Source organism: Curtobacterium poinsettiae, assembly GCF_047226435.1.
Lineage (GTDB): Bacteria > Actinomycetota > Actinomycetes > Actinomycetales > Microbacteriaceae > Curtobacterium > Curtobacterium poinsettiae.
In genome coordinates this window covers 290,808-314,328 of record NZ_CP178434.1, presented here as the reverse complement: position 1 = coordinate 314,328, position 23,521 = coordinate 290,808, and the positions used below count along the sequence as shown (strand labels likewise).

The window sequence follows — 23,521 nt, the reverse complement described above, 5'->3', positions numbered from 1 at the left end:
TGAGTGCTCGACGTGGTGGGGATCCACGGGCCGGCAGAACGCTGGCGACGCGGCGCGTCAAGCGTTTGACATCGAAACACGTCAAACGCTTGACGTCAAGTTCGAGCACCGCGCTCGCTAGCATCGACGGGTGCCCTCCCCCGCCGCCCCGAGCCGTCGTGTGACCGCTGCGATGGTGGCCGAGCGTGCGGGCACGAGCATCGCCACGGTCTCCCTCGTCGTGAACGGCAAGGACCGCGGGCGGGTCTCGGCTCCCATCGCCGCGCGGGTCCGCGACGCCGTGGACGACCTCGGCTACGTCGTCGACCACGCCGCGAGTTCCCTGGCGCGCGGCAGCGGTGACCTCGTCGTGTTCATCGCCCCCGACCTGTCGAACCCGTTCTTCGCCGAGGTCATCCGTGGGGTCCGCGACACCCTGGGCGACCGGTTCCAGCTCGTGCTCTCCGTCACCGAACGGGGCGCGCAGCCCGTCGCGGCCGACGTCCGGCGCTTCGAACGGCTCCGGCCCGCCGGCATCCTGGTCGATGCCCCCGCCGCCGACGAGCCGATGTCGGCGAGCGTCCCCGTGGTGCTGCTCGACGCCCCCGGTGGCCCCGAGGCCGTCAACTACGACCTCTCCACCGGCGTGCACGAGCTCGTCGCACACCTGCACGACCAGGGGCACCGGCACGTGGGCTACCTCGACGGCACCTCGCGGGCGGCGACGTTCGGCGTGCGCCGCGACCTGTTCGAGCAGGCCTGCGCAGACGCCGGCATCACCGTCTCCGAGGTCACCGCCCGTGCCGACCTGACCGTCGAGGCCGCGGCCTCGGCCACCGAGCACGTCATCGAGGCCTGGCAGGACGACGACGTCACCGCCGTCGTCGCGGCCGCGGACACCCTGGCCTACGGGGTCCTGCGGGTCGCTGGCGCGCTCGGCATCGCCGTCCCCGGCGCACTCGCGGTCGCGGGCTTCGACGACCTGCCGTCGTCGTCGGTCACCGCGCCGGCGTTGACGAGCGTGGCACTGCCCGGCGCTGACCTCGGTCGGGCTGCGGCACTGCGACTCCTCGCGACGCTCGACGGCACGGCCGCCGAGCCCGCGGCCCTGCCGACACGGCTCGTCCCGCGCGCGAGCACCGGCGCGTAGCGCCGGGCGACCGCGACCTCACGCGCTCAGCGACGGCGCACGCGCGCTGGAACGCGTGAGGTGTCGCTCGGCACGAAACGCCGGCTGCGGCAGTGAGCGCGACCGGACGACCGACGGGAGGCGCGGCACCAGCTGGCGCCGCGCCTCCCGTCAGCACGCCGTCGTCTCCACAACGCGCCCCGCGATCCGCTGGACGCCGCCGAATCCGGCGGCGTCTCGCTCAATCCGAGGCGTCCCGGCGGGACGCCGGCGTCTCACCACCCGACGAGACGGACTCCGACCCCGCCGTCCGGGCCGCGCGCTGGGCCCGCTCGAGCTCGTCGGCCTCGTCACCGCCGACGGCCTCGCCACGGGCGACCATGCCGGCCGTGTCGGACAGTGTGATCTGCGGCAGGAACAGCGCGAGCAGGAACGCCACCGCGATGAACGGCAGCAGGTACCAGAACACCGGTGCGAGCGAGTCGGCGTAGGCGTTCACGACGCCGTCCTGCACCGCCGGCGGCAGCCCTGCGACGGTCGACGGGTCGATGCTGCCCGCCGACGACGCCGCATCGGTCGCCGAGCCACCGGCACCGCGGAACACGTCGGTCAGCGACGTCGTGAGCCGCGCGGTGAAGAGCGCGCCGAAGACGGCGGTGCCGAGGGAGGCACCGACCTCGCGGAAGTAGTTGTTCGTCGACGTGGCGGTCCCGACCTGCTCGGCAGGAACGGCGTTCTGCGCGACGAGGACGACCACCTGCATGATCAGGCCGAGCCCCGCACCGAAGACGAACAGGTAGGCGCAGATGAGCCAGATCGGGGTGTCCGCCGCCAGCTGGGTCATCGCGAGCATCGCGATGGCCACCAGCACCGTGCCGACGATCGGGAACATCCGGTAGCGGCCGGTCTTGGTGATCAGGACACCCGATGCGATCGAGGTGCCGATCAGGCCGGCCATCATCGGCAGCATCAGCAGGCCGGAGACCGCGGCCGAGGTGCCCGAGGCCATCTGCAGGAACGTCGGGACGAACCCGATCGCCGCGAACATGCCGATTCCGAGCACCAGGCCGATGCCGGTCGCCAGCAGGAAGGTGCGGTTGCGGAAGAACGACAGCGGCAGCACCGGGTCCTGCGCGCGGGACTCGACGAACACCAGGAGTGCTGCCGAGACGACGAGACCGGCGAACCAGGCCCAGGTCTCGGGGGCGTCCCAGCCGTGGTCCTTGCTGCCGCCGAACTCCGAGAAGAACACCAGGCACGTGGTCGCCGCGGACATGAAGAGCACCCCGAGCACGTCGATGCGCTTCGTGGCCTTCTTGTTCGGCAGGGTCAGCGCGAACCACGCCACGAAGAACGCCGCGATGCCGACCGGGATGTTGATGTAGAACGCCCAGTTCCAGGTGAGGTGGTCCACGAAGAAGCCACCGAGCAGCGGGCCGCCGATGGCGGACAGACCGAAGATCGCCCCGAGCGGGCCGAGGTACTTGCCGCGCTGCGACGCCGGCACGATGTCCGCGATGATCGCCTGCGACAGGATCATCAGGCCACCGCCACCGAGGCCCTGCATGGCACGGAACGCCACGAGCTGCGTGAAGTCCGTGGCGAACGCGCACCCGGCCGACGCGATGGTGAACAGCGCGATCGCGATGAGGAACAGGTTGCGACGGCCGAGGACGTCGCCGAACTTGCCGTAGACGGGCATCACGATCGTCGAGGCCAGCAGGTACCCGGTCGTCAGCCAGGCCTGGTGCGCGACGCCGCCGAGCTCCCCGACGATGGTCGGCATCGCGGTGGAGACGATGGTCTGGTCGAGGCTGGAGAGCAGCATCCCCGCGATCAGGGCGGAGAAGATGATCCAGATGCGACGCTGCGTCAGGAGCAGCGGTCCGTCGGAGCCTGGGCGGGCACGCTTGGTGGTGCCCGGCGCGGTGGCGCTCATGTGGTGTGTTCCCGTTCGGTCGTGGTGACCGCCCTGAGCAGGCGGAGGTTCTCGGTGAGCAGCGCGTCGAACGTCGGCCCCGTGGCCTCGTCGAACGCGTCGTCGAAGTACTCGGTCGCGGTGACCTTGAGGAGCGCCGCCGCGGTCTCGGTGACCAGACGCGGTCGGCGGTCGGCGGGGTCGTCCCACCCGAACCGCCGTCCGAGCGCCACGGTGACCCGGGCGAGCTGCACGTCGGTCGCCGACAGGAACCGTGCGACGAGCGCCGGCTCCCGCTCGAACACCCGGCGGACCAGGGCTTCGTCGGCGCGGGCGATGCCGACCCGGTGGAACTGGTCGATGGCCAGCGCCACGATCGAGTCGAGGGGGTCGAGTCCCGCGGGGACGATGCCGCCCGCGGCGTAGGCGTCGATCGCCTCGACGTCAGCGTTGAGCTCGATGCCGAGCACGGCGTCGTCCTTCGACCCGAAGTGGTTGAAGAACGTGCGGCGCGACACCCCGACGGTCTCGCAGAGCTGCTCGATCGTGAAGCCGTGCAGCCCGTGCTCGACCGTCGCCCGACGCGCCTCGCCGATCATGCGTCGGCGGAGCGCTCGGGTGCGTTCGGTGGTGCTCACCGAGCAAGAATTGCACTCTCGTGGTGAAAGTGCAATGTGGACCGGGTCGAGTTACAGGGTCTTCTCGAAGCAGAACGACCACGGCATCGTCGCGGCGTAGGGCTCGTAGACGTCGATCTGGTCCCAGCCGGTCTTGCGGTAGAGCGCCACGGCGTCGGGCTGCTTGTCACCGGTCTGCAGGATGAGCCGCGGGGCGCCGAGTTCGCGACCGACGCGCTCGCACTCGTCGAGCAGTGCGGTGGCCGCACCCTTGCCGCGCGCGGACGCCAGCACGATGAGGCGCTTCAGCTCGACCTCGTCCCCCAGACGCCGGACGGCGATGTGCCCGACCGGTTCGCCGGACTCGTCGACGGCCAGGATCGACGTGACGACCGTCGACGGATCGACGCTCAGCGCACGGCTGCGCTCGGCGGTGACCGCCGGGTCCTCGCCGGCGTTCGCCGACCCGTAGCGCTCGTGCATCTCGTCGTCCATGCGGGCGCGGAGCACCACGCTGCGGGGGTCGTCCCAGGACACGCGTTCGATCGTGATCACGAGCGTCGATCCTGGCACGGGCGACCGACGTCGCAGAAACCGAGGACGGCCGTCGAGCACGACCGGCGCCACCCGTCAGGCGCGCCGCCCGTCAGGCGCGCCGACCGAGTGCCGCGAGCGGACCCTCGCCGGCGCGGAACGCCGCGAGCACGGCCGCAGCGTCGTCGTACACCTCGGCCGCTCCGGCATCGCGGAGTTCGTCACCGCCGATGCCACCGGTCATCACGCCGACGCACGTCACCCCCACCTTGCCGGCGGACTCGACGTCCCACATGGCATCCCCGACCATCACAGCGTCGTCAGCGGAGACCCCGACCTTGTCGAGCGCCACCCGGATGATGCCGGGGTCCGGCTTCGCCTGCTCGACGTCCTCGGAGCTGGTCTCGGCGGTGACCCACTCGCCCGCGTCGAGCAGGTCGCGCAGGCGGGCGAGTTCGTGCTCGGGGGCGCTGGTCGCCAGGACGACGGCGTGCCCGGCCTCGGCGACGGCCTGCAGGAGCTCGCGCGCACCCGGCAGCAGCCGGAGCCGCGGCATCTGCTCGGCGTAGTAGGCGGTGTGGAACTGCTTCGCGGTGTCGCGGGTCTCCTGGGACGCGTCCGGCAGCAGCGTCTCGAGCAGCTTCGCCGAGTCCATGCCGATGGCGCGGTGGATGCGCCAGGCGTCGACGGACTCCCCCGCCGCCAGGAACGCTCGCCACCACGCGTCGATGTGCGCGTAGTTCGAGTCGGCGAGGGTGCCGTCGATGTCGAAGAGGACTGCTGTCGTGGGTGCGTCGGCCATCCCTCCATGCTGCTCGGGAGGCCCGGATCGCCTCCCAGGGGCAACCCGCGTCCGTCAGAGGGTGATCGTCTCCCCCGCGGGCAGGATCAGGACCGGGACCGGCCCGAGACCGTCTGGCCCGAGGAAGCGCGCGGCGGACTGCTGACCGAGCTCGCTCAGCATCGCCTCGTGGATCTGCACCGCCCGCTCGGGTGCCACGGCGCGGACGTAGTCGACGGCCTGGGCGGTGTTCGTCCAGGGGCCGCTCGTCGGCAGCAGCAGGGTCGGCACCGGGACGCCGGGCTCGAGGTACGCGTCGCCCGGGTGGAAGACCGCGTCGTCCACCAGGTAGCCGACGTTCGCGGTGGACGGGATGTCGGGGTGGATGACCGCGTGCTGCTCACCGAAGACCCGGACGGAGAACGATCCGACGGTGATCGTGTCACCGGCGTGCACCGCTGCGACGCGTCCGTGGTGTTCGCCGAGCTGCTCGACGACGGTCTCCGGGCCGCGCACGACGAGGTCGGGGTCCGCGGCGAGTCCCGCGCGGAGCGCGTCGATGTCGAAGTGGTCGGGGTGGTCGTGCGTGACGAGGACGCCCGCGGCACCGCGGACGAGGTCGACGGCCTCGGGCGTGAAGACCCCGGGGTCGATGACGAGGGTGACGCCGTCCTGCTCGAGGACGACGGTGGCGTGGTTGTACTTCGTCAACTCCATGCCGTCGACCGTACAGCGGTGTTGTAGAAGTCCTGCTGTGCCGGAGGTGCGGGCGCGTTCAGTCCGCCCGGCGCGCGACCCGCTCGAACAGCTCGGGCAGGCGGCTGAGCAGGGCGCGCTCCTCGGCGTCGGTCTCCTGACGGAGCGCCTCGGCCAGCCAGTCCGTCCGGGCGTCCGTGTCGTGCTGCAGCGCGGCCCGGCCGGCGTCGGTGATCCGGATCACCGTTGCCCGCCGGTCGGTGTCCGACGCGGTCCGGTCGACGAACCCGAGCCCGGCCAGTTCGCCGACCGTGCGGGACTGCCCCTGGTGCTTCACGCCACGGCGTCGCGCGAGTTCCGCGATGGTCATGGGGCCCTCACGCTGCAGGAACCCGAGGGTGGTGGCGTGCGTGGCCGGCAGCGCGTCCGCCTCGCGTCGTGCGGCGCGCACGAGGCGTCCGATGGACTGCCGCAGTTCGGCGGCGAGCGCGTCGATCGGGTCCATGCCCGGAACGCTACCGCGCGGTGATCGGCGGGCCGGGACAGTGGGGGACGCGGTCCGACAATCCGCACAGCTGACAGCCGGTTGGATCGATGGATGCCCCGTGTCTCGGTCGTGATCCCCGTGCGGGACGACGCCGTGCACCTGCGCCGGTGCCTCACCGCCCTCGCGGTCCAGACCCGGCCCGCCGACGAGGTGGTCGTGGTCGACAACGGCAGCACCGACGACAGCGCGGCGGTCGCCCGGGGCGCCGGTGCGGTCGTCCTCACGGAACCGGTGCGAGGGATCGCCCGGGCGTCGGCGCGCGGCTACGACCGTGCATCAGGGGACGTCATCGTGCGGCTCGACGCCGACTCCGTCCCACCGCCGTCCTGGATCGCCGACGCGGTCCGGTTGGTGGCCGACCCCGAGGTCGTCGCGGTGACCGGGCCGGGCCGGCCTCGTGGCGGTGGCCCCGTGGTGCGACGGCTGTGGGACGCCGTGTACATGGGCCCGTACTTCGTCCTGATGTGGAGCGCGCTCGGGCGCCCGCCGCTGTTCGGGTCCGCCATGGCGATGCGCCGGTCGACCTGGGCCGCGGTCGCCCGCAGGGTGCACCGCGGCGACGCCGAGGTGCACGACGACGTCGACCTGAGCATGCAGCTCGACCCGGCCTGGCGGGTGGTGGCCGACCCCGTGCTCACGGTGCAGGTGTCCGCGCGACCGTTGGCGGGCCTCCCGTCCGTCTGGGTCCGGACGCGACGTGCCTTCCACACGTTCCGCGTGAACGGCCGACGGGCGAACCCGGTGCGCCGGTGGGCGCGACGGCTGCGTGCACGGTCGCGGTCGCCGCAGTGGTGGCGCAGCCGCTGACCGACGGGGTCGGGGGACAACGAATCGGTGACGGTCTCAGCCACCGCGGCCCCCGGTCGGTACGTTCGTGAGCGACGGTCATCACCTGACGCGACCGGACGAAGGGGAACCATGCGCCACACGATCGTGCTCACTGCCCTGGTGGCTGCGGGTCTCGCCCTGACCGGCTGCGCCCAGGCCGGACCGGCCGGACCGGCGAGCGCCACCGCGACCTCCGCAGCCGACCCGACGACGGCGCCGAGTCCCGGCCCCACGAGTTCCGAGGACGCGGACGCGGACGTCGACGTCGACACGGCCACGGTCCCGGCCAGCTGCACCGACCTGATCACACCCGGCAAGTGGGACAAGGCGTTCGCTTCGGCACCCCTCAACGACCCGTCGGTCGTCGGCGACCCGATCGCGATCCCGAAGAGCTCGTTCACCCCGGCACTGCAGGGCGACGGCAAGCGCCTGTACTGCGTGTGGCGGGAGCCGCAGGCCGACACCTCGTACCTGTCCATCGCGGTCGACGCCGTCGACCCCGCGGCCGCCCGCGACGCGCTGGAGCAGCTCGCCACGAAGGGCTACGACTGCGACGACGAGTCCGACGGGTTCCTGTGCCAGAAGGTCTCGAAGAACTCGCAGTACCCGGTCACCGACGGCGACACGTACTTCGCGCGGGGCGACATCGGCATCCACATCCAGCAGTCGAACATCGAGACGACCGATCTGCTCGACGACGTCGTGGGGCACGTCTTCACGGACTGACCCAACCGGTCACCGGGCCGGACGAGACCGCACGTGGGCTCGTTCGCCCTGCGGCCCGTACAGGCACAGCACCTCGGTGACGGAGTCGGTCACGTTGCCCATCCAGTGCGGGGTGTGGGTGTCGAACTCGGCGACCTCGCCGGGCCCGAGGTCGAGGTCGTGCTCCCCCAGCACGAGCCGGAGCCGTCCGGACAGCACGTAGAGCCACTCGTAGCCCTCGTGCGTCTTGAGCGACGGTTCGCCACCGGGGGTGTTCGGCGGGAACAGCTGCTTGAACGAGCGCACCCCGCCGGTGCGCTTCGTCAGCGGCACGACGACGCGGCCTCCGTGCACCTCGGGCTTCATGTGCACGCGAGGGTCGCCCGTCTGCGGTGCGCCGACCAGGTCGTCGAGGGGCACCTGGTAGGCCCGGGCGAGGGGCAGCAGCAGTTCCAGCGTGGGCTTCCGCTGGCCGGACTCGAGCCGCGACAGGGTGCTCACCGATATCCCCGTCTGCGCGGACAGTGCCGCGAGCGTGACGTCGCGGTGGGCGCGCAGCGCGCGGAGTCGGGGGCCGACCCCGTCGACGACGTCGGCCGTCGTGCGCGGGACGACCGGTCCCGAGGTGCTGTGTGCCATGCGGGCCATGTTGCCACATCAGCAAACTTCGTTGCCGTTCTCTCGTGACCGGCCGCATGATCAGCGCATGCCCGAACACTTCGACGTCATCGTCATCGGCGGCTCGGCCGCCGGCCTGTCCGCCGCCCTCATCCTCGGCCGCTCGCGGCGCTCGGTGCTCGTCGTCGACTCCGGCGAGCCCCGCAACGCCCCGGCCGCGGGAGCCCACAACTACCTCGGCCGCGAGGGCGTCGCACCCACTGAGCTGCTCCGCATCGGTCGCGACGAGGTCGCCGCCTACGGCGTCCGGGTGACGGCCGGGAGGATCGTGGCCACGTCCGCCACGACCGGTGACGGTCACGACCCGGTCGGCTTCTCGGTCACGCTGGACTCCGGCGCGGTCGTCACGGCGCGCAGGCTGGTCGTCGCCTCCGGCGCCGTGGACGTCCTGCCGGAGGTCCCGGGCCTGGCCGAGCAGTGGGGGCGCGGGGTCGTGCACTGCCCGTTCTGCCACGGGTGGGAGATCCGCGACCAGCGGATCGGGGTCCTGGTCACGACGCCGAACGGCGCACACCACGCGCTCATGTTCCGGGCGCTGAGCGAGCGGGTGACCGTGTTCCTGACCGATCCGGCACTGATGGACGACACCGCCCTGGCCGGTTTGGCCGCCCGCGGCATCTCGGTCGTCGAGGGCCCCGTCGCCGCCGTCGTGTCCGAGGGTGACCGGCTGACCGGCATCCGGCTCGGCGACGGTTCGTCGGTCGAACTCGATGCCCTGGCCACGGCGAGCCGGCCCGAGGCACGGGTGGGCTTCCTGTCCGGGCTGGGCCTCACCGCCACCGACCAGTTCATGGGTGACTTCCGGTTCGGGACGGCCCTGACCGTGGACGCCACCGGGCAGACGGCGGTTCGGGGTGTCTACGCGGCCGGCAACGTGACGGCCCCGATGGCGACGGTCATCGCGTCGGCGGCTGCCGGCACCCAGACAGGCGCGGCGGTGCACGGCGACCTGGTGCAGGCCGACCTGGCGGAGGCGCTGGCCGGGGTCGGTGCGGGCGTCGGTGCGGGCGTCGGTGCGGCCGATGTTTCGCGCTGAGCGACAGTCCGTGGGGCCTGGCGGGCGTGCAGTGTCGGTGAGCGCGAAACCCGGGCTCGGTCAGTCGACGCGGTAGCCGGCCTGTGCAGCCAGCAGCGGCGCGAGCGTGTAGAGCTGGTCGGCGCCGATCGTGGCCCCGCGGAACCCCTCGAGCCGTTCGACCCGGTCCAGGTCGGCTCCGCGCAGGTCGACGTGGTCGATGCGGGTGTTCGACCCCTCGGCAGCACGGATGCTGCTGCCGTCGAACGACACCCGCAGCAGCTTCGCGTCGGCGATGTCGAGCTCGTCGATGACGCAGTCGCGGAACACCACGTCGGTGATCGTCGAGCCACGCAGGTTCACGAACCCGAACTTCATGCCGACGAACTCGACGCCGTTCAGCCCGGAGTCGTACAACTCCGCCGAGCCGACCCGACCGCCGGAAACCCGGACCTCGCGCCACGTACTGCTCGACGCCCGCAGGATCGGGGCGTCCAGCGAGTCGATGATCGAGTCACGGACGCGGAGCCCACGGAAGTCGGCATCGTCCCCCCGGAGCGTGTCGATCACGCACTCCTCGATCTCCAGGTCGGGCAGCCGCTCGCCGGTCAGGTCGAGGACGTCGATGCGCTTGCCCTCGATGCGGTCGCCCGTCAGGACGTCACCGGGAGCTGGCGCCCAGTCCTCCAGGTTCATCGGTTCGGTCAGGGTGATGCGCGGGGCGTCGGTGCCGGAGGAACGTGCCATGCACCCAGTCTGTCGGTGACCGCCGACCCCGCGGGCCCCGACCGGGATCAGGACCGGGGTCGGGTGAGGACGCTGTCCAGCCGGTAGTCCTTCGCGGGGCCGCGCGCTTCCCACCGCACGCTCCAGCGGTCCTGGTCGCCGTCGAAGGCCCCGGTGTAGTCGTCCGGAGCGCAGGCGTGGGCGACGCTCGTGCCCCAGACCCAGTCGTGGAAGACCCGACCGTCGGAGAAGTGCACGGTCCAGCCGCCGTCCGGGTCGCGCCGCAGGACGAGGGTGCGCGAGACCGGGGTCGTCCGGCCGTCGAACGTCATCACGCCGGACTCGTCCCAGCGCACCTCGTCGTCACCGACCAGGGTCAGGGTGGTGGTCCCGGTGACGATCCCCGCGGCACCGGCGCGGTGGTCGTGCACGGTGCGGTGGAGTTCCCACACCCCGAGCAGGTCCGTCGGCAGCAGCACCCGCCCAGGCTAACCGCGCAGGGCCTCCGCCCGCGCGGCTCGGCGCTCGTCCTCGCTGATGACCCCGCGGGCGTGCAGCTCGTCGAGTTCGAGGAGCCGCTGTTCCGGCGAGGTCCGGCGCGCACCGTGCGGGCGCCGACTGCGGACGACCGCGATGCACACGGCGGCGATGACCGCCACGACGACGAGCGCCATCAGCAGGGTCCAGACGAGGTCGTAGACCGGCGGGATGAGGGGGTTGTGGAGTTCTTCCGAGGCGATCATCGTCCGCGCAGGGCTTCCGCTCGGGCGCTGCGGTGTTCCTCGTCGGAGATCACGCCGCGGGCGTGCAGGTCGTCGAGTTCGGCGAGGCGCTGTTCGAGCGGCTTGTCCGGTGCGAACGTGCGGCTCTGCATCGCCTGGTACGCGATGTCCTCCTGCATGGTGAGCGGGTTCTGACCGCGGTCGGCCATCCGCTTGCCCCGGTAGAGCGCCAGGACGGCGATCGTCAGGGTCGTGAGGATCGCCAGGGCGACGACGACCCCGAAGGCGATGCCGAACCAGCCGCCGAACAGGTCGGGCATCCCCGAGCCACCCGGCCCGTCGATCTCACCGAACGCTGAACCACTGAGCACCATCGCGCTCCCCCTTCTCACAACGACGAGCGAAGCGTAGCGCGAGACGGGGAACACGAGCGGCCGTTCCTTCCCAGAACGCCCGCGATGGAAGGTGGAAACGGGCGTACCTGGTCGGAACTCCCGACCCGGTACGCCCGGAAGCACCCGGTACGCCCGATCCGACCCGGCAGCGCGAGCCGCACCCAGGGCGACCACCCCACCCCAGCCAGCCCGACCTCGCTCAGCCGCGCAGCGGCCCCGATCCCGGCACGTTCGCACCGTCCGCGAAGCCGGCCACGAGTGCACGCAACGCTTCTTCGGAGGTGTGTCGCGCCTCCCATCCGAGCACCAACCGGGCACGGTCGGTCCGCATGATCGGCACACCGGCCGCGATGTCGATCCACCCGGCGTCCGTCGGCTGCAACCGCAGCCGCCACGTCAGCGTCACGATCCCGCGCAGCAGCCCCAGCGGGATCCGTACGGCGCCGAGCATGCCGAAGGCCCGAGCCAGTCTCGGCGGGTTGAGCACGGGCGTCGCCGCGATGTTGAACGCCCCACCCGCCCGTCGGTCGACCGCGCGCCAGTAGGCGTCGGCGACGTCGTCGGCGTGCACGGCCTGGAACACGAACGGGTAGGGCAGCGGCAGCACGAGCCAGCGGATCCACCGCACGATCGACATCGGCACGAGGTGTCCGAGGAACAGCCCGCGGATCTCGGCGGCGGCGTCCCGCTGGAAGATCAACCCCGGGCGCAGCCGGGTGACGGTCACGGCGGGGTGGTCGGCCTCGAACGCGTCCATCGCAGCCTCGTTGGCGGCCTTGTGGATCGAGTACGTCGCCGTCGGGATGCCGTCCGTCGGCCAGCTCTCGTCCACGGGAGTCCGCTTGCCGTCGACGTCCACCCCGCGGTAGGCACCCACCGAGGACGCCACCACCACCTGGGGCACCTCGGCACGTGCGACGGCAGCCAGGACGTTCGCCGTGCCCGTCACGTTCGTGCGGTACTGCACCGGGATGTCGTGCGTCGGTTGCAGCGCCCACGCCAGGTGGATGACGGCGTCAGCACCCTGGAACACGGCGGCGAGCTGGTCCACGGCGTCCGCGGCACCGACGTCGACGGCGTGCCAGACGGCGGCGTCGTACGGCTCCGCACGCAGGTCCGGCAGCCGCCGGGCGACGCCGACGATCTGGACGCCGGTGGCGTCACGGCCGGTGGCGTCACGTCCACCGCCGTCACGGCCAGCGGCGTCAGGCCCGACCGCGTCACGGCCACCGGCGTCTCCGTCGCCGTCGGCGCGCACCGCCGCGAGCCGACGGAGCACCGCCGTCCCGACGTTGCCGGTCGCGCCGACGACGACGATCCGCATCAGGCTGCGGCCATCGCGGGGTCGAGGACGACCTTGACGCAGTCGTCCTGCTTCTTCTGGAAGACCTCGTACATGTGCGGCGCGTCCTCGAGCGAGACACGGTGCGACGTCAGGTCGAGCGTGCCGAGCGGGTCCGACGGGTCCGAGACGAGCGGCATGATGTCGTCGATCCAGTGCTTCACGTTGCACTGGCCCTCGCGGATGGTGATCTGCTTGTCGAAGAGCGTCATCATCGGCATCGGGTCGGCCATGCCGCCGTAGACACCGCTCAGCGAGACGGTGCCGCCGCGACGGACCAGGTCGATCGCCGCGTGCACGGCCGCCAGGCGGTCGACACCGGCGGTCTCGATCGCCTTCTGCGCGAGCTTGTCCGGCAGCAGGCCGGCGGCGCGCTGCGCGAAGCCCGCCATCGGGTTGCCGTGGGCCTCCATACCGACGGCGTCGACGACACCGTCGGGGCCGCGGCCGTCGGTCAGGTCGACGAGCTCGGGGACCATGTCCTTCGTCAGGTCGAACACCTCGGCGCCGTGCTTCGCCCCCAGGTCACGGCGGACCTGCTCGGGGTCGACGGCGAGCACGCGGTAACCGAGGTGCTTGCCGATGCGGGCGGCGAACTGGCCGACCGGGCCGAGGCCGAGCACGGCGAGCGTGCCGCCCTCGGGCACCTGGGCGTACTGCACGGCCTGCCACGCGGTGGGCAGGATGTCGCTCAGGAACAGCCAGCGGTCGTCGGGGGTGCCGTCGTCCGGCACGACGATGGGGCCGTAGTCGGCGTGCGGCACGCGCAGGTACTCGGCCTGGCCGCCGGGGACCTGGCCGTACATCTTCGTGTATCCGAACAGCGAGGCCCCGGTGCCGTACTCGGTCACCTGGGTGGTCTCGCACTGGGACTGCAGGCCGTGCTGGCACATCCAGCAGTGGCCGCAGGAGATGTTGAAGGGGATGACGACGCGGTCGCCGACCTTCAGGTTGGTGACGCCGGACCCGACTTCCTCCACGACGCCCATCGGCTCGTGGCCGAGGACGTCGCCGCGGTCGATGTACGGGCCGAGCACGCGGTACAGGTGCAGGTCGGAGCCGCAGATCGCCGAGGAGGTGATCCGCACGATCGCGTCGGTTGGCTCCTGGATGGTCGGGTCGGGGACGGTCTCGACGGACACCTTCTCGGTGCCCTGGTAGGTCAGTGCGCGCACGTTGCGTTCCTCTCGTGGTCGCTTCGAGCCGGCCTGGAGGCACGACTCGCGTTCCCCTCCTCGGTACGCGTCCGACCCGTGGACGCTCCCAGCCCCGGGTCCCCCTTGCGCGGGTCGGCGCGCGGACGTCGGCGCGCCGCTCGGCGAACGCCGGTCAGCCCCGCAGCCGGTCCCGCTCCGTCGGTGGCAGGTGCTCGGTCGCCGTCCGGCGGGCCGCCGGGCTGAGGAACCGGCCGCTCTGCTCCAGGAACGCCACCAGCGCCGCCTCGGACGCCCGCTTCCCCGTCTCGCGCAGCACCAACCCGAGCGCCGACTGCACCGTCTCGCTGCGCTCCCGCACCAGGCGTCCGGCGATCCCGAGCGGCACCTCGGCGTCGCCCTGCTTCACGAACGCCAGGGTCGCGACGACCGCGATCCGCCGGACCATCGCCACGTCGGACTTCGCCAGCGCGAACAGCGGACCGGTCGAACCGCCCAGCAAGGGGGCGCCGACCAGTTCCTCGGCAGCCAGGTCGACGAGCACCGGGTCCTCGAACCGCTCGGCCTTCGCCGCCGACAGGTACTCGTCCGTCAACTCCGTGTCGGGGTACGCCCGCATCGCCTGCACGAGCAGCAGGACCGCGACGAGCTTCGCGCCGTCGTCCTCGCTCCAGAGCAGCGCCGAGCGTTCCCCCTCGTCGAGGTCGTGGAACTGCCGGGCGACCCTGCGGGCCGCGGCGACGTCGCCGGTGGTCCGGGCGAACGCCGCCAGCACTGCCTCCGCGTCGCGCCCTGCCTGGAGGCCCGTCACGCGGCCGCCCCGTCGCTCGCGTCGTTCTGTGGTGCCCTCCGACGTCCGCGGCTGAGCACGATGACCGCGACGACCACCAGGAACGCCGCGAACAACCAGGTGCCGACCTGTGGATCGACCAGGCGTGCCAGTACCGCGCCGCCCGGTGAACAGACGGCGGCGGTGATGCCGACCGTCAGCCCGACGCGCAGGTCGACCGCGCGGCGCCGCAGGTTCGCGACCGTCCCGGACACCGACGTCGGCACCATCGTGAGCAGCGACGTGCCCTTCGCCAGCAGGTCACCGGCGCCGAGCACGACCTCGAGGCCCGGCACGATGACGACCCCGCCGCCGACCCCGACCAGCCCGGACAGCACACCCGACAGCAGCCCGAGCAACAGCAGGACGATCGCCTCGACGACCCCGAAGTGCACCTCGCCACCGCGGGTCGGCACCGTGGTGAACAGCGAGACGAGCACGACGGCGATGAACCCGACGAATATCCACGGCAGCACGCGGAGCGGCAGGGCACGGAGCAGTCGTGCGCCGATCGGGGCGCCGATGACGCTGCCGATCGCCAGGGTCAGGGCCGCGAACCAGTGCACCTCGCCCTGCACGGCGTACGCGATCGCCCCGACGACGGCCGCGGGGGCGATCGCCACGAGCGAGGTGGCCGAGGCCCGTCGTTGGTCCATCTGTGCGAAGGCCATCAGCGCCGGCACGACGATGACCCCACCGCCGACGCCGAACAGTCCGGACAGCACCCCCGCAAGGACCCCGATCGCCACCAACACGATCCCGGTTCCGCCGCGCTTCCTCATCCCGCCCAGGCTATCCGCGCCGCGGGCTACGACGCAGCCAGCGCCCGCTCGTCCTCGTGCACGAGCTGGTGCACGCGCTGGTAGGAGACGCCGAGGACGACAGCGATGTCCCGCAGGGTCAGGCCGTCATCCTGATCGACCTCGGCGACGAAGCCGATCCGGGACAGCGGGCTCCTCGCACCGTGCGAGGCCCTTCATCGAGTGAGCAGAAAAGGTCGAGTGCCCTCGAGCCACCCGACCTTTTCTGCTCACTCGATGCGCGGGGCGAGGACGCGTGCGACACACGCGACGTGCGAACGACGAACGACTCCCCGCCCCGCCCCGCGTCAGCGGAAGTGCATGTTCTTCAGCGGGTCGACGAGCACGCCGTTCCGCCGCGTCTCGACGTGCACGTGCGGCCCCGTCGACTGCCCGGTGTTGCCGGACTTCGCGATCTCGGTGCCGAGCTTCACGATCTGCCCCTGCTTCACCTCGATCTTGCTGAGGTGCGCCGTCAGGACCGTCGTCATGCCGTACGTCACGACGATGTAGTTGCCGTAGGCCCCGTCGTTCGCGACCGTCCGCGTCACGGTGCCCGTCCCCGAGCCGTACACGGGAGTGCCGACCGGCACGGGGGCGTCGGTGCCCTGGTGGTAGCGCGGGACGTGCCCGGCGCCGCGGTCGTCGCCGTACCGCCCGGTGATCTTCGTGCCGTTGACGGGCCAGGCCAGGCCGGTGACCGGTCGGCTCGACCAGACACGGGTGTCCTTCGCCCCGTAGAGCACCACGTTGCCGTCGACCTGCACGAGCAGGTTGCCCGACCCGGCGGTGCTGGTGCGGGAGCTCCAGATCGCGACCTTCTTGCGCGACGCGTCACGGGTCCAGATGACGAAGTTGCCCTTGGTCTGCAGCTCGGCCCAGGCGCCCGGGTGGCCGCCGGTCCGCGACTGCCAGACGACCCGTCCGCTGACCTTCTGCACCAGGTTGCCGTCGGTGCGCATGTTGAGGATCCGCGTGTTCGAGGTGTCGGAGCGCAGGACCGTCCCGCCGAGGATCCTGTTGCCCGACGCGACGCGGTCCTGGAACCCGGTCCAGCCCACGACGACGGCCTTGCCGGCAAGCAGGGCCATCGTGCCGTCGGCGCGGACCTTGAACGCCGTGGAGCTCGCGGTGCCCGACGACGTCCAGCGCACCAGGCGCTTGCCGTTCCGGGTGATGTCGAGGGCGCGGTCCTTGCGCACGACGGCGATCGCCCCGGAGTTGCCGGCGGTGTTCGACGCCCACAGCACGCGGTTGCCGATGCCGTACTCGACCAGGTTGCCGTCGCCCTGCATGATGAGCTTGAACTGGCCGTTCGGCGACGTGACCTGGTCGCCGGGCAGGATCTTCGTGCCAGCGGGGACCGAGCCGACCCAGACGGCAGAGGCCGCTGCCGGCTCGGCCGTCGCGACGACTGCCCCGGCCGCCAGGGCCAGTGCCATCACGGCGCCGGCGATGCGTGGGAGTCGGCGCGCACGAGCGACGGTCGACGGAGTGGTGGTCATGGATCCCCTGCCTCGGGCCGACCACACGAGCGCGCGGCCGTTCGGCGCTCGCCCTGCACGAGTCGCCGAACGATGTTCGCTTTTCTGCACGGGGTGCACAACCCCGCGGACGGGGGGTCTCCAGCACCGGACCGGTCACCGCGGGACAGGATGGGGGCATGCCGACGCCGAATCCCGCCTTCGTCCAGCCCCCTGCGCAGACCACTCGACCTGACCTGCGGGGCACGTTCGGGATGGCGGCCTCGACGCACTGGATCGCGACGGCGACCGCCCAGTCCGTGCTCGAACGTGGTGGCAACGCGTTCGACGCGGCCGTCGCCGGGGCCTTCGTCCTGCACGTCGTGGAGCCGCATCTCAACGGCCCGGGCGGTGACCTGACGGCGGTCTTCGCGACGGCCACGAACCCCGAGCCGACGGTGCTGGTCGGGCAGGGTCCGGCTCCCGAGGGTGCGACACCGGAGCACTACCGCGCCGAGGGGCTCGACCTGGTCCCCGGCTCCGGCGCGCTGGCCGCGGCCGTCCCCGGCGCGGTCGACGCCTGGCTCCTGCTGCTCCGTGACCACGGCACCTGGGAGCTGGCGGACGTCCTCGCGCCGGCCGTCGGGTACGCCCGCGACGGCCACCCGGTCACACCGGCGGTGGTCCGGACGATCACGACCGTGCGGGACCTGTTCGAGGAGCACTGGCCCACCTCCGCCACGCAGTGGCTGCCGGGAGGCGCGGTGCCGGTCCCCGGGGACCTGGTGCGCAACGAGGCACTCGCCACCGTGCTCGCCCGACTGGTCGACGCCGGTTCGGGCGCCGGCAGCCGGACCGGCCGCATCGACGCGGCCCGGTCCGAGTGGGCGGAGGGGTTCGTCGCCGAGGCGATCGACCGGTTCGTCCGCGAACCGCACCGGCACGCATCGGGCACCGACCATGCCGGCGTCATCCGCGCGTCCGACCTGGCCGCGTTCCGGGCCTCGTACGAACCCGCGACCACCGTGGCGTTCCGGGGCTGCACGATCGCCAAGACCGGCGCGTGGGGCCAGGGCCCGGCACTGCTCCAGACCCTGCGGCTGCTCGAACCGCTCGACGACGCCCTGCTCGACCCTTCCACCGAGCTCGGTGCGCACACGATCGTCGAGGCGCAGAAGCTCGCGCTCGCCGACCGCGAGGCCTTCTACGGCGACGGCGAGGTCCCGCTCGACGTCCTGCTCTCCGACGCCTACGCCGACGAACGCCGCGCCCTCATCGGCGAGCGTGCGTCGGCCGAACTCCGGCCCGGCACGATCGCCGGGGTCGGACACGCCATGCCGCCGATCCGCACGTCCTCCGGCTCCGCCGCGGCGGCGGGCGTGGGCGAACCGACCGTGCAGGTCGCCCGCGACCGTGACGGCGACGTCCCCCCGGCTGCTCCGGTCGAGGACCGCGGTGAGCCGTTCGTGACCCCCGACGGCGAGACCCGCGGCGACACGTGCCACATCGACGTCGTGGACCGCTGGGGCAACATCGTCAGCGCGACCCCGTCCGGCGGCTGGCTGCAGTCCTCACCGACGATCCCGGAGCTCGGGTTCTGCCTCGGCACCCGCCTGCAGATGACGTGGCTCGAACCGGACACGGCCTCGACCCTGCGCCCCGGCGAGCGCCCCCGCACCACGCTGACGCCGACCCTGGTGCTCCGCGACGGGCAGCCGGTTGCGGCGCTCGGCTCCCCCGGCGGTGACCAGCAGGACCAGTGGCAGCTGCTGTTCCTGCTGCGCTGGATCGTCGGCGGGTACTCCCCGCAGCAGGCCATCGACGCCCCGGCCCTGCACACCACGTCGTTCCCGGGGTCGTTCTGGCCGCGCACCTGGGAGCCCGCGGGCCTGGTGGTCGAGGACCGCCTGGGCGACGAGGTGATCGCCGCGCTCGAGGCCCGCGGACACGTCGTCACGCGTGGTGGCGACTGGAGCCTCGGCCGGTTGACGTGCGTCACGCGCGACCCGGACACCGGTGTCCTCGGCGCCGCCGCGAACCCCCGCGGCAACCAGGGGTACGCCGCGGGACGCTGACCGGCGCTCGTTCCTTCCCAGAGCACCCGCGCTGGAAAGAGGGATCGGGCGTCCCTGGTCGAAACTTCTGACCAGGGACGCCCGATTCCACCTGGGACGCCCGAGCCCGGCTCAGAGCGTCGGGACGACGACCGCGCGGCCCGAGAGCTCGCCGGCCTCGAGCTTCCGGTACGCCTCGAGCGCGTCGGACAGCGCGTACCGCTCGACGTCGGGCACGATCTGCCCGGCGCGGTACATCGCGACGACCTCGTGCAGGTCCTCGATGGTGCCCCAGTAAGTGTTCGTGATCGTCGACTCGTACGGCGTCGCGAAGAAGTTCCACTCGGTGGTGCCGCCCGCGATCCCGACGACGGTGAACCGGCCGCCGACCGCCATCGAGGCCTGCGCGACCCCGATCGTGGGAGTGGCTCCGACGAAGTCGAACGCCGCATCGACACCGCGTCCGCCGGTGATCTCGCGGATGCGCTCCGCCTGGTCCCGGCCACCGGGGACGGTGATCGCGCCGCGGGCGGCCGCGCGGTCCATCGCGTCCTGCTTCATGTCGGTCGCGATGACCGTGGCGCCGGTGAGCGCCGTCAGGATCTGCACGGCGATCTGCCCGAGGCCACCGAGCCCGACGACGAGTGCGAAGCGACCGCCCCCGGCCAGGTTCGGCAGGGAGTTCTTGATCGCGTGGTACGGCGTGAGGGCGGCGTCGCTCAGCGGTGCGGCGGCGACCGGGTCGGCGTCGCCGAGCGGCACGAGGTTCCGCGCGGGGACGCTGACGTACTCCGCCATGCCGCCGTCGCGACCGAGGCCGATGCCCATGTACGGGTTCGTCGCGGCGTTCTCGCAGTAGGTGTCCTGGCCCTTCGAGCAGTACGAGCAGTGCCCGCAGCCGACCGGTCCGTAGACCAGGTAGGCGTCACCCTCGGCGAAGCCCGTCACCCCGTCACCGACGGCCTCGACCCAGCCGGAGTTCTCGTGGCCGAGCACGAAGGCGGGGGCCTGGGCTCCCGGCTGCCCCTGCTGGAACTCGCGGTACACGGCGACGTCGGAGTGGCAGGCACCGGCGCCGGCGACCTTGAGCAGGACCTCACCGGGTCCGGGTGCGGGCTTCGGGACCTCGGTCAGGGACGGGAAGGTCTGGTACTGCTCGAACACGACGGCGCGCATGGGTGTCTCCTTTGATCGCCCTTCACGCTACACCTGTCGTCGTGGACGACATGTGTCGTCCAGTTGCCGCGAGATCGCGTCCGCCGCCGAACAGACCGCGGTCGAACCGTGCTCCGCCCGGACGGGGCCGGCTCGCGGCCATACCCATCACCACGAGCCAGCCGATCGGTCCGGTGAACACGAGGAGCAGGATCCACAGCCCGGTGTGGTCCCGGTCGTGCAGCCGCCGCACGAGCAGCGACCACCGGGGCACGATGGTCAGGATCGTCGGGACGAGCAGCACCAGGTCCCACCCGTCCGGCCAGACCTCCCGGTTGCCGGCCCCCCAACCGAACGACCCGTCCCGCCCGCGGTCGACCAGGTCGAACGAGACCTGCGGTGAGGGGACGGCTCCGAACGGGTCGACGTACAGCTCCCACCGCCCTCCGGTCCCGTGCACACCGACGACCCAGAGCGCGACCCCGGCCAGCGCGAGCTCGAGCGCGATCACCCACCAGAACTCCGAACGGCTCGCCCGTCCGTGGAACCGCCACCCTTGCGTCCAGAACCGCAGCCAGGCGACCACCGGGTTCGTCACGTCGGCCGGACCCTGTTCGAGCACGGACCTGCGGAAGTTCACGGCCTCACTGTCCCCCATGCGCCCGATCGTAGGGCAGACCTGCGTCTTCACCGTGAGCCGGTTGCGAGAACGAGCGTTCTCGGATTGACTCGGGAGCGGTGGTCCCACTCGGGACCACTCCCCCACACGAAAGGAGCGGGCATGCCCACTCGCACCGCACGCACCGCCTGGAACGGCGGCCTCGAGGACGGTTCCGGCCAGGTCGAACTCTCGAGCTCGAAGGTCGGCACGTACGACGTCTCGTTCCCGAAGCGCACCGCCGAGGACGCCGGCGGCACCACGAGCCCCGAGGAGCTCATCGCCGCCGCCCACTCGGCCTGCTACGCCATGCAGTTCTCCGCCGTCCTCGGCGAGGCCGGCGGCACGGTCGAGGCCCTCGACGTCAAGGCCGACGTCTCGCTCGGCCCGGACCCGGACGGCGGCTTCCGCCTCACCGGCATCGTCCTGACCGTCAGCGGCGAGGTCTCCGGCATCGACGAGGCCGCCTTCCTCAAGGCCGCCGAGGACGCCAAGGCGACCTGCCCCGTCAGCAAGGCACTGACCGGCGTCGAGATCACGCTGCACGCGACCTTCGAGCAGTAGGCGCGCGAAGCAGGAACCGTCACGACGTGACGGACGGGAGGCCCGGTGCCAGCTGGCACCGGGCCTCCCGTCCGTCGCCCACCTACGCTGGGTGCCGTGCCCCGATTCCTCGCCACCCCGACCCTCGTCGCCCTCTGGCTCGGCCTGCTGGCCGTCGTGGTCGGGGTCGTGTTCGTGTTGACGGCGCCGTCGGCCTCGGCGGAATGGTTCGCGTACGCGCCCCTGGCCCACGTCACGTTCGTCCCGAGCGTGCGCCCGTGGCAGCTGACGGTCGGACCGGTCCTCGTGCTGGTGGGCGCGGTCGTCGCGGCGTTCGCCCTCGGCAGACTCAGCGCGCGCCGCCGGAGCTGATCCGGACGCGTCCAGCGGACGTCCGGACTCAGCTGCCGTCGACTGGCACCATGGCGGGATGGCCGAGCAGCACCCCCCGGGCCCGCACAAGCCGGGCCGCCCGCCCCGGCCACGCCGGCGCAGTCTCGCGCAGCACGACCTGCGCGACGCACGGGCCCGGCTGCGCGGCACGATCTACGAGCACGTCGAGCCCGACGCCAAGGGGCGCGACCAGTACACGGCGACGCAGATCGTCGACTTCTGCCTCGACCTGGCCGAGGTCATGCTCGCCTCCGGTGCCGACACCCGCAGCGTCGAGACGGCCGTCGTCGCGGTCTCGACGAAGTGGAACCTCGCCCCGCTCGACCTGGACTTCTCCGGCAGCTCGGTGACCATCCAGTACGCCCCGGCCGACGTCCCGCCGCTCGTCAAGGTCCGGACGGTCAGCTCCGACGGCTCCGACCTCGACCGGTTGGCGCGGGCGAACCAGATCGTCGACGACCTGGTCCACGACGAGCGCGACATGACCTCGGCGGTGAGCGCCCTCGTCGCGGTGCTGCGGATGCCGCCACGCTGGCCCACGTGGCTCGCCGACGTGGGGCTGTCGATCCTGGGCACCTCGATCGCGATGCAGGCCGGCGGCGGGTGGCGAGCGGGCATCGGAGCGTTCGTGCTGATGTTCGGGATCATCCTGTCGGGGCGCTGGCTGACCGGCCGCGGCTACCCGCAGTTCTTCGTGTCCGGGGCGCAGGGGGCGGTGGCGTCCGTGATCGGCACCCTCGCGATCGGCGCGGGTGTGCTGCACCCGGCCGGCGCCGCGACCATGGTGGCGGCGCTGGTGGTCCTGCTCCTGCCGCACGTCGCGCTCGTGACCTGGGCCCAGGACGCGATCTCCGGGTTCCGGGCGATGGCGGTCGCCCGCGCGTTCTACATCGGGCTGGTCATCGCGGCGATCGTGGTGGGGGTGCCCGCCGGGATCGCGATGACGAAGTGGCTGCACCTCGAGGTCGACCCGTCCGGCATCGTCACGCAGACGCTGCCGTTGTGGGCCTCGCTCTCGCTCACCGTGGTGTCGGCCGGGGCGAACTGCTTCGTGCAGCAGGCCAGCGCGCGGGTGATCCCCGTCACCGTGGTGTTCTCGGTCGCCGCGGGTGCGTCGCTGTGGGGGCTGCGGCAGCTCGGCCTGCCGCTACTCGGTGCGACGTTCCTGGCGGCGGTCCTGCTCGGCGTGCTGTCGACCTACGCGGCGGTCCGGATGCGGACGGCCGTGGCGGCGATCGCGGTGCCGGCGTTCTGCGGAGCGCTCCTGCCCGGTGTCGCCGTGTCCGACGCCCTGCTGAACTTCATGTCCGGTTCGTCGAGCGCGGCCCTCGACTTCGTGGCGGCGGTGTCCGTGGCGCTGGGGATCGGCGCGGGCCTGGTGCTCGGTGGGCTCTTCGCGACACCGGGTGCCCGGCGAGCACTCCGACGCACCCGTCGGGTCGTCGTGCACTCCGTCCACAACGACACCAGGGCACTGCGGGTCATCCGGGACACCGGGTACGACCCCGGCGACGGGTCGGTGCCGCGCGGGTCGCGGAGCGGTGGTGCCGGCGGCGCGTCGTGAGCGCGGCGGGGTGTGCTCGGTGAGCAGAAGACGTCGGGTGCGGTCATCGCACCCGACGTCTTCTGCTCACTGAACGGGCTCGGTCGACGTCAGCCGGCGTCCGAGACCGCGCTCGACACCGCGGTCGGGGCGTCGTACTCGCCGTCCGGGATCGCGCGGAGCGCCTCGAGGACGTCGTCCGGAGCGCCCTCCTGCTCGGCGGTGGAGACCACGTCGTCCTTCGAGGCCGGGTAGTCGATGCCGCTCAGGTACTTCTGGACCTGGATGGGGTTCGGTGCTGCCATGTCGGTTCCTTC

General features: G+C 72.2%; 27 protein-coding genes. 8 read left to right on the top strand and 19 right to left on the bottom strand.

Annotation, left to right across the window (positions count from 1 at the left end):
• Positions 1–130 precede the first annotated feature (130 nt).
• Entirely contained in the window at positions 131–1,129 is a 999-nt protein-coding gene (locus tag ACL00U_RS01530; protein WP_040419828.1) for a LacI family DNA-binding transcriptional regulator, read from the top strand.
• A gap of 220 nt (positions 1,130–1,349) precedes the next feature.
• On the opposite strand, the gene ACL00U_RS01525 is transcribed toward ACL00U_RS01530, so the two are convergent.
• From ACL00U_RS01525 to ACL00U_RS01500, 6 genes are all read right to left on the bottom strand, one after another.
• Positions 1,350–3,047 (bottom strand): MDR family MFS transporter, encoded by a 1,698-nt coding sequence (locus tag ACL00U_RS01525; RefSeq protein ID WP_017887508.1) that lies wholly within the window; start codon positions 3,045–3,047, stop codon positions 1,350–1,352.
• A complete protein-coding gene (locus tag ACL00U_RS01520) occupies positions 3,044–3,664 on the bottom strand; it encodes a TetR/AcrR family transcriptional regulator (protein WP_017887509.1) in 621 nt (206 codons plus the stop codon). Before ACL00U_RS01520 ends, ACL00U_RS01525 begins: the two co-directional genes overlap by 4 nt.
• A 51-nt stretch (positions 3,665–3,715) precedes the next feature.
• The gene (locus ACL00U_RS01515; RefSeq protein WP_231564055.1) at positions 3,716–4,198 is read right to left on the bottom strand and encodes a GNAT family N-acetyltransferase; all 483 of its coding nucleotides are present in this window, start codon (positions 4,196–4,198) and stop codon (positions 3,716–3,718) included.
• 91 nt (positions 4,199–4,289) lie between these two features.
• Positions 4,290–4,979 carry an HAD family hydrolase gene (locus tag ACL00U_RS01510; RefSeq protein ID WP_071251776.1) on the bottom strand — a complete coding sequence of 230 codons (690 nt, stop codon included), beginning with the start codon at positions 4,977–4,979 and terminating at the stop codon, positions 4,290–4,292.
• Positions 4,980–5,033: 54 nt separating this feature from the next.
• Positions 5,034–5,675: an MBL fold metallo-hydrolase gene (locus ACL00U_RS01505; protein WP_042538315.1), complete on the bottom strand. Its 642-nt coding sequence runs from the start codon at positions 5,673–5,675 to the stop codon at positions 5,034–5,036.
• 58 nt (positions 5,676–5,733) lie between these two features.
• A complete protein-coding gene (locus tag ACL00U_RS01500) occupies positions 5,734–6,159 on the bottom strand; it encodes a MarR family winged helix-turn-helix transcriptional regulator (RefSeq protein WP_042538313.1) in 426 nt (141 codons plus the stop codon).
• 93 nt (positions 6,160–6,252) lie between these two features.
• On the opposite strand from ACL00U_RS01500, the gene ACL00U_RS01495 reads away from it, so the two are divergent.
• Entirely contained in the window at positions 6,253–7,008 is a 756-nt protein-coding gene (locus tag ACL00U_RS01495) for a glycosyltransferase (RefSeq protein ID WP_042538311.1), read from the top strand.
• Between the two features lie 111 nt (positions 7,009–7,119).
• On the top strand, positions 7,120–7,755 hold the full coding sequence (locus tag ACL00U_RS01490) for a hypothetical protein (RefSeq protein WP_412873738.1): 636 nt from the start codon (positions 7,120–7,122) through the stop codon (positions 7,753–7,755).
• A 9-nt stretch (positions 7,756–7,764) separates the two neighbouring features.
• Here ACL00U_RS01490 and ACL00U_RS01485 read toward each other — a convergent pair whose 3' ends face one another.
• On the bottom strand, positions 7,765–8,373 hold the full coding sequence (locus tag ACL00U_RS01485) for a helix-turn-helix domain-containing protein (protein ID WP_138802393.1): 609 nt from the start codon (positions 8,371–8,373) through the stop codon (positions 7,765–7,767).
• A gap of 67 nt (positions 8,374–8,440) precedes the next feature.
• Here ACL00U_RS01485 and ACL00U_RS01480 point away from each other — a divergent pair, with 67 nt between their 5' ends.
• Entirely contained in the window at positions 8,441–9,448 is a 1,008-nt protein-coding gene (locus ACL00U_RS01480) for an NAD(P)/FAD-dependent oxidoreductase (RefSeq protein ID WP_412873737.1), read from the top strand.
• A gap of 60 nt (positions 9,449–9,508) precedes the next feature.
• Here ACL00U_RS01480 and ACL00U_RS01475 read toward each other — a convergent pair whose 3' ends face one another.
• The 9 genes from ACL00U_RS01475 to ACL00U_RS01435 all read right to left on the bottom strand — a co-directional run bounded on the left by ACL00U_RS01475 (position 9,509) and on the right by ACL00U_RS01435 (position 16,900).
• On the bottom strand, positions 9,509–10,174 hold the full coding sequence (locus ACL00U_RS01475; protein WP_017887518.1) for a pentapeptide repeat-containing protein: 666 nt from the start codon (positions 10,172–10,174) through the stop codon (positions 9,509–9,511).
• Between the two features lie 47 nt (positions 10,175–10,221).
• Positions 10,222–10,632, bottom strand: a complete 411-nt coding sequence (locus ACL00U_RS01470) for a DUF6314 family protein (RefSeq protein WP_412873736.1) — start codon at positions 10,630–10,632, stop codon at positions 10,222–10,224.
• 9 nt (positions 10,633–10,641) lie between these two features.
• Positions 10,642–10,896: a hypothetical protein gene (locus tag ACL00U_RS01465; protein WP_214519622.1), complete on the bottom strand. Its 255-nt coding sequence runs from the start codon at positions 10,894–10,896 to the stop codon at positions 10,642–10,644.
• The gene (locus ACL00U_RS01460; RefSeq protein WP_214519621.1) at positions 10,893–11,249 is read right to left on the bottom strand and encodes an SHOCT domain-containing protein; all 357 of its coding nucleotides are present in this window, start codon (positions 11,247–11,249) and stop codon (positions 10,893–10,895) included. The genes ACL00U_RS01465 and ACL00U_RS01460 overlap by 4 nt, the downstream gene beginning before the upstream one ends.
• A gap of 220 nt (positions 11,250–11,469) precedes the next feature.
• On the bottom strand, positions 11,470–12,594 hold the full coding sequence (locus ACL00U_RS01455; protein ID WP_412873735.1) for an NAD-dependent epimerase/dehydratase family protein: 1,125 nt from the start codon (positions 12,592–12,594) through the stop codon (positions 11,470–11,472).
• Positions 12,594–13,787, bottom strand: a complete 1,194-nt coding sequence (locus tag ACL00U_RS01450; protein ID WP_140449197.1) for a zinc-dependent alcohol dehydrogenase — start codon at positions 13,785–13,787, stop codon at positions 12,594–12,596. Before ACL00U_RS01450 ends, ACL00U_RS01455 begins: the two co-directional genes overlap by 1 nt.
• A gap of 154 nt (positions 13,788–13,941) precedes the next feature.
• Positions 13,942–14,577, bottom strand: a complete 636-nt coding sequence (locus ACL00U_RS01445) for a DNA alkylation repair protein (protein WP_262160675.1) — start codon at positions 14,575–14,577, stop codon at positions 13,942–13,944.
• A complete protein-coding gene (locus tag ACL00U_RS01440) occupies positions 14,574–15,377 on the bottom strand; it encodes a sulfite exporter TauE/SafE family protein (protein ID WP_262160677.1) in 804 nt (267 codons plus the stop codon). The genes ACL00U_RS01445 and ACL00U_RS01440 overlap by 4 nt, the downstream gene beginning before the upstream one ends.
• Before the next feature lie 326 nt (positions 15,378–15,703).
• A complete protein-coding gene (locus ACL00U_RS01435; RefSeq protein WP_274007500.1) occupies positions 15,704–16,900 on the bottom strand; it encodes a peptidoglycan DD-metalloendopeptidase family protein in 1,197 nt (398 codons plus the stop codon).
• A gap of 158 nt (positions 16,901–17,058) precedes the next feature.
• On the opposite strand from ACL00U_RS01435, the gene ACL00U_RS01430 reads away from it, so the two are divergent.
• Positions 17,059–18,933, top strand: a complete 1,875-nt coding sequence (locus ACL00U_RS01430; protein ID WP_396125801.1) for a gamma-glutamyltransferase family protein — start codon at positions 17,059–17,061, stop codon at positions 18,931–18,933.
• A gap of 111 nt (positions 18,934–19,044) precedes the next feature.
• Here ACL00U_RS01430 and ACL00U_RS01425 read toward each other — a convergent pair whose 3' ends face one another.
• Together ACL00U_RS01425 and ACL00U_RS01420 are read right to left on the bottom strand one after the other, a co-directional pair.
• Positions 19,045–20,088, bottom strand: coding sequence for an NAD(P)-dependent alcohol dehydrogenase (locus ACL00U_RS01425; protein WP_042541023.1), 1,044 nt, complete (start codon positions 20,086–20,088; stop codon positions 19,045–19,047).
• A gap of 22 nt (positions 20,089–20,110) precedes the next feature.
• Positions 20,111–20,725 (bottom strand): DUF805 domain-containing protein, encoded by a 615-nt coding sequence (locus tag ACL00U_RS01420; RefSeq protein WP_042541025.1) that lies wholly within the window; start codon positions 20,723–20,725, stop codon positions 20,111–20,113.
• A gap of 123 nt (positions 20,726–20,848) precedes the next feature.
• On the opposite strand from ACL00U_RS01420, the gene ACL00U_RS01415 reads away from it, so the two are divergent.
• From ACL00U_RS01415 to ACL00U_RS01405, 3 genes are all read left to right on the top strand, one after another.
• Positions 20,849–21,289 (top strand): OsmC family peroxiredoxin, encoded by a 441-nt coding sequence (locus ACL00U_RS01415; RefSeq protein WP_042541027.1) that lies wholly within the window; start codon positions 20,849–20,851, stop codon positions 21,287–21,289.
• Between the two features lie 96 nt (positions 21,290–21,385).
• Positions 21,386–21,640 carry a hypothetical protein gene (locus tag ACL00U_RS01410; RefSeq protein ID WP_042540548.1) on the top strand — a complete coding sequence of 85 codons (255 nt, stop codon included), beginning with the start codon at positions 21,386–21,388 and terminating at the stop codon, positions 21,638–21,640.
• Between the two features lie 58 nt (positions 21,641–21,698).
• Positions 21,699–23,225, top strand: coding sequence for a threonine/serine ThrE exporter family protein (locus ACL00U_RS01405; protein WP_262160680.1), 1,527 nt, complete (start codon positions 21,699–21,701; stop codon positions 23,223–23,225).
• 89 nt (positions 23,226–23,314) lie between these two features.
• Here ACL00U_RS01405 and ACL00U_RS01400 read toward each other — a convergent pair whose 3' ends face one another.
• Positions 23,315–23,509 carry a DUF2795 domain-containing protein gene (locus ACL00U_RS01400; protein WP_027467172.1) on the bottom strand — a complete coding sequence of 65 codons (195 nt, stop codon included), beginning with the start codon at positions 23,507–23,509 and terminating at the stop codon, positions 23,315–23,317.
• Positions 23,510–23,521 lie beyond the last annotated feature (12 nt).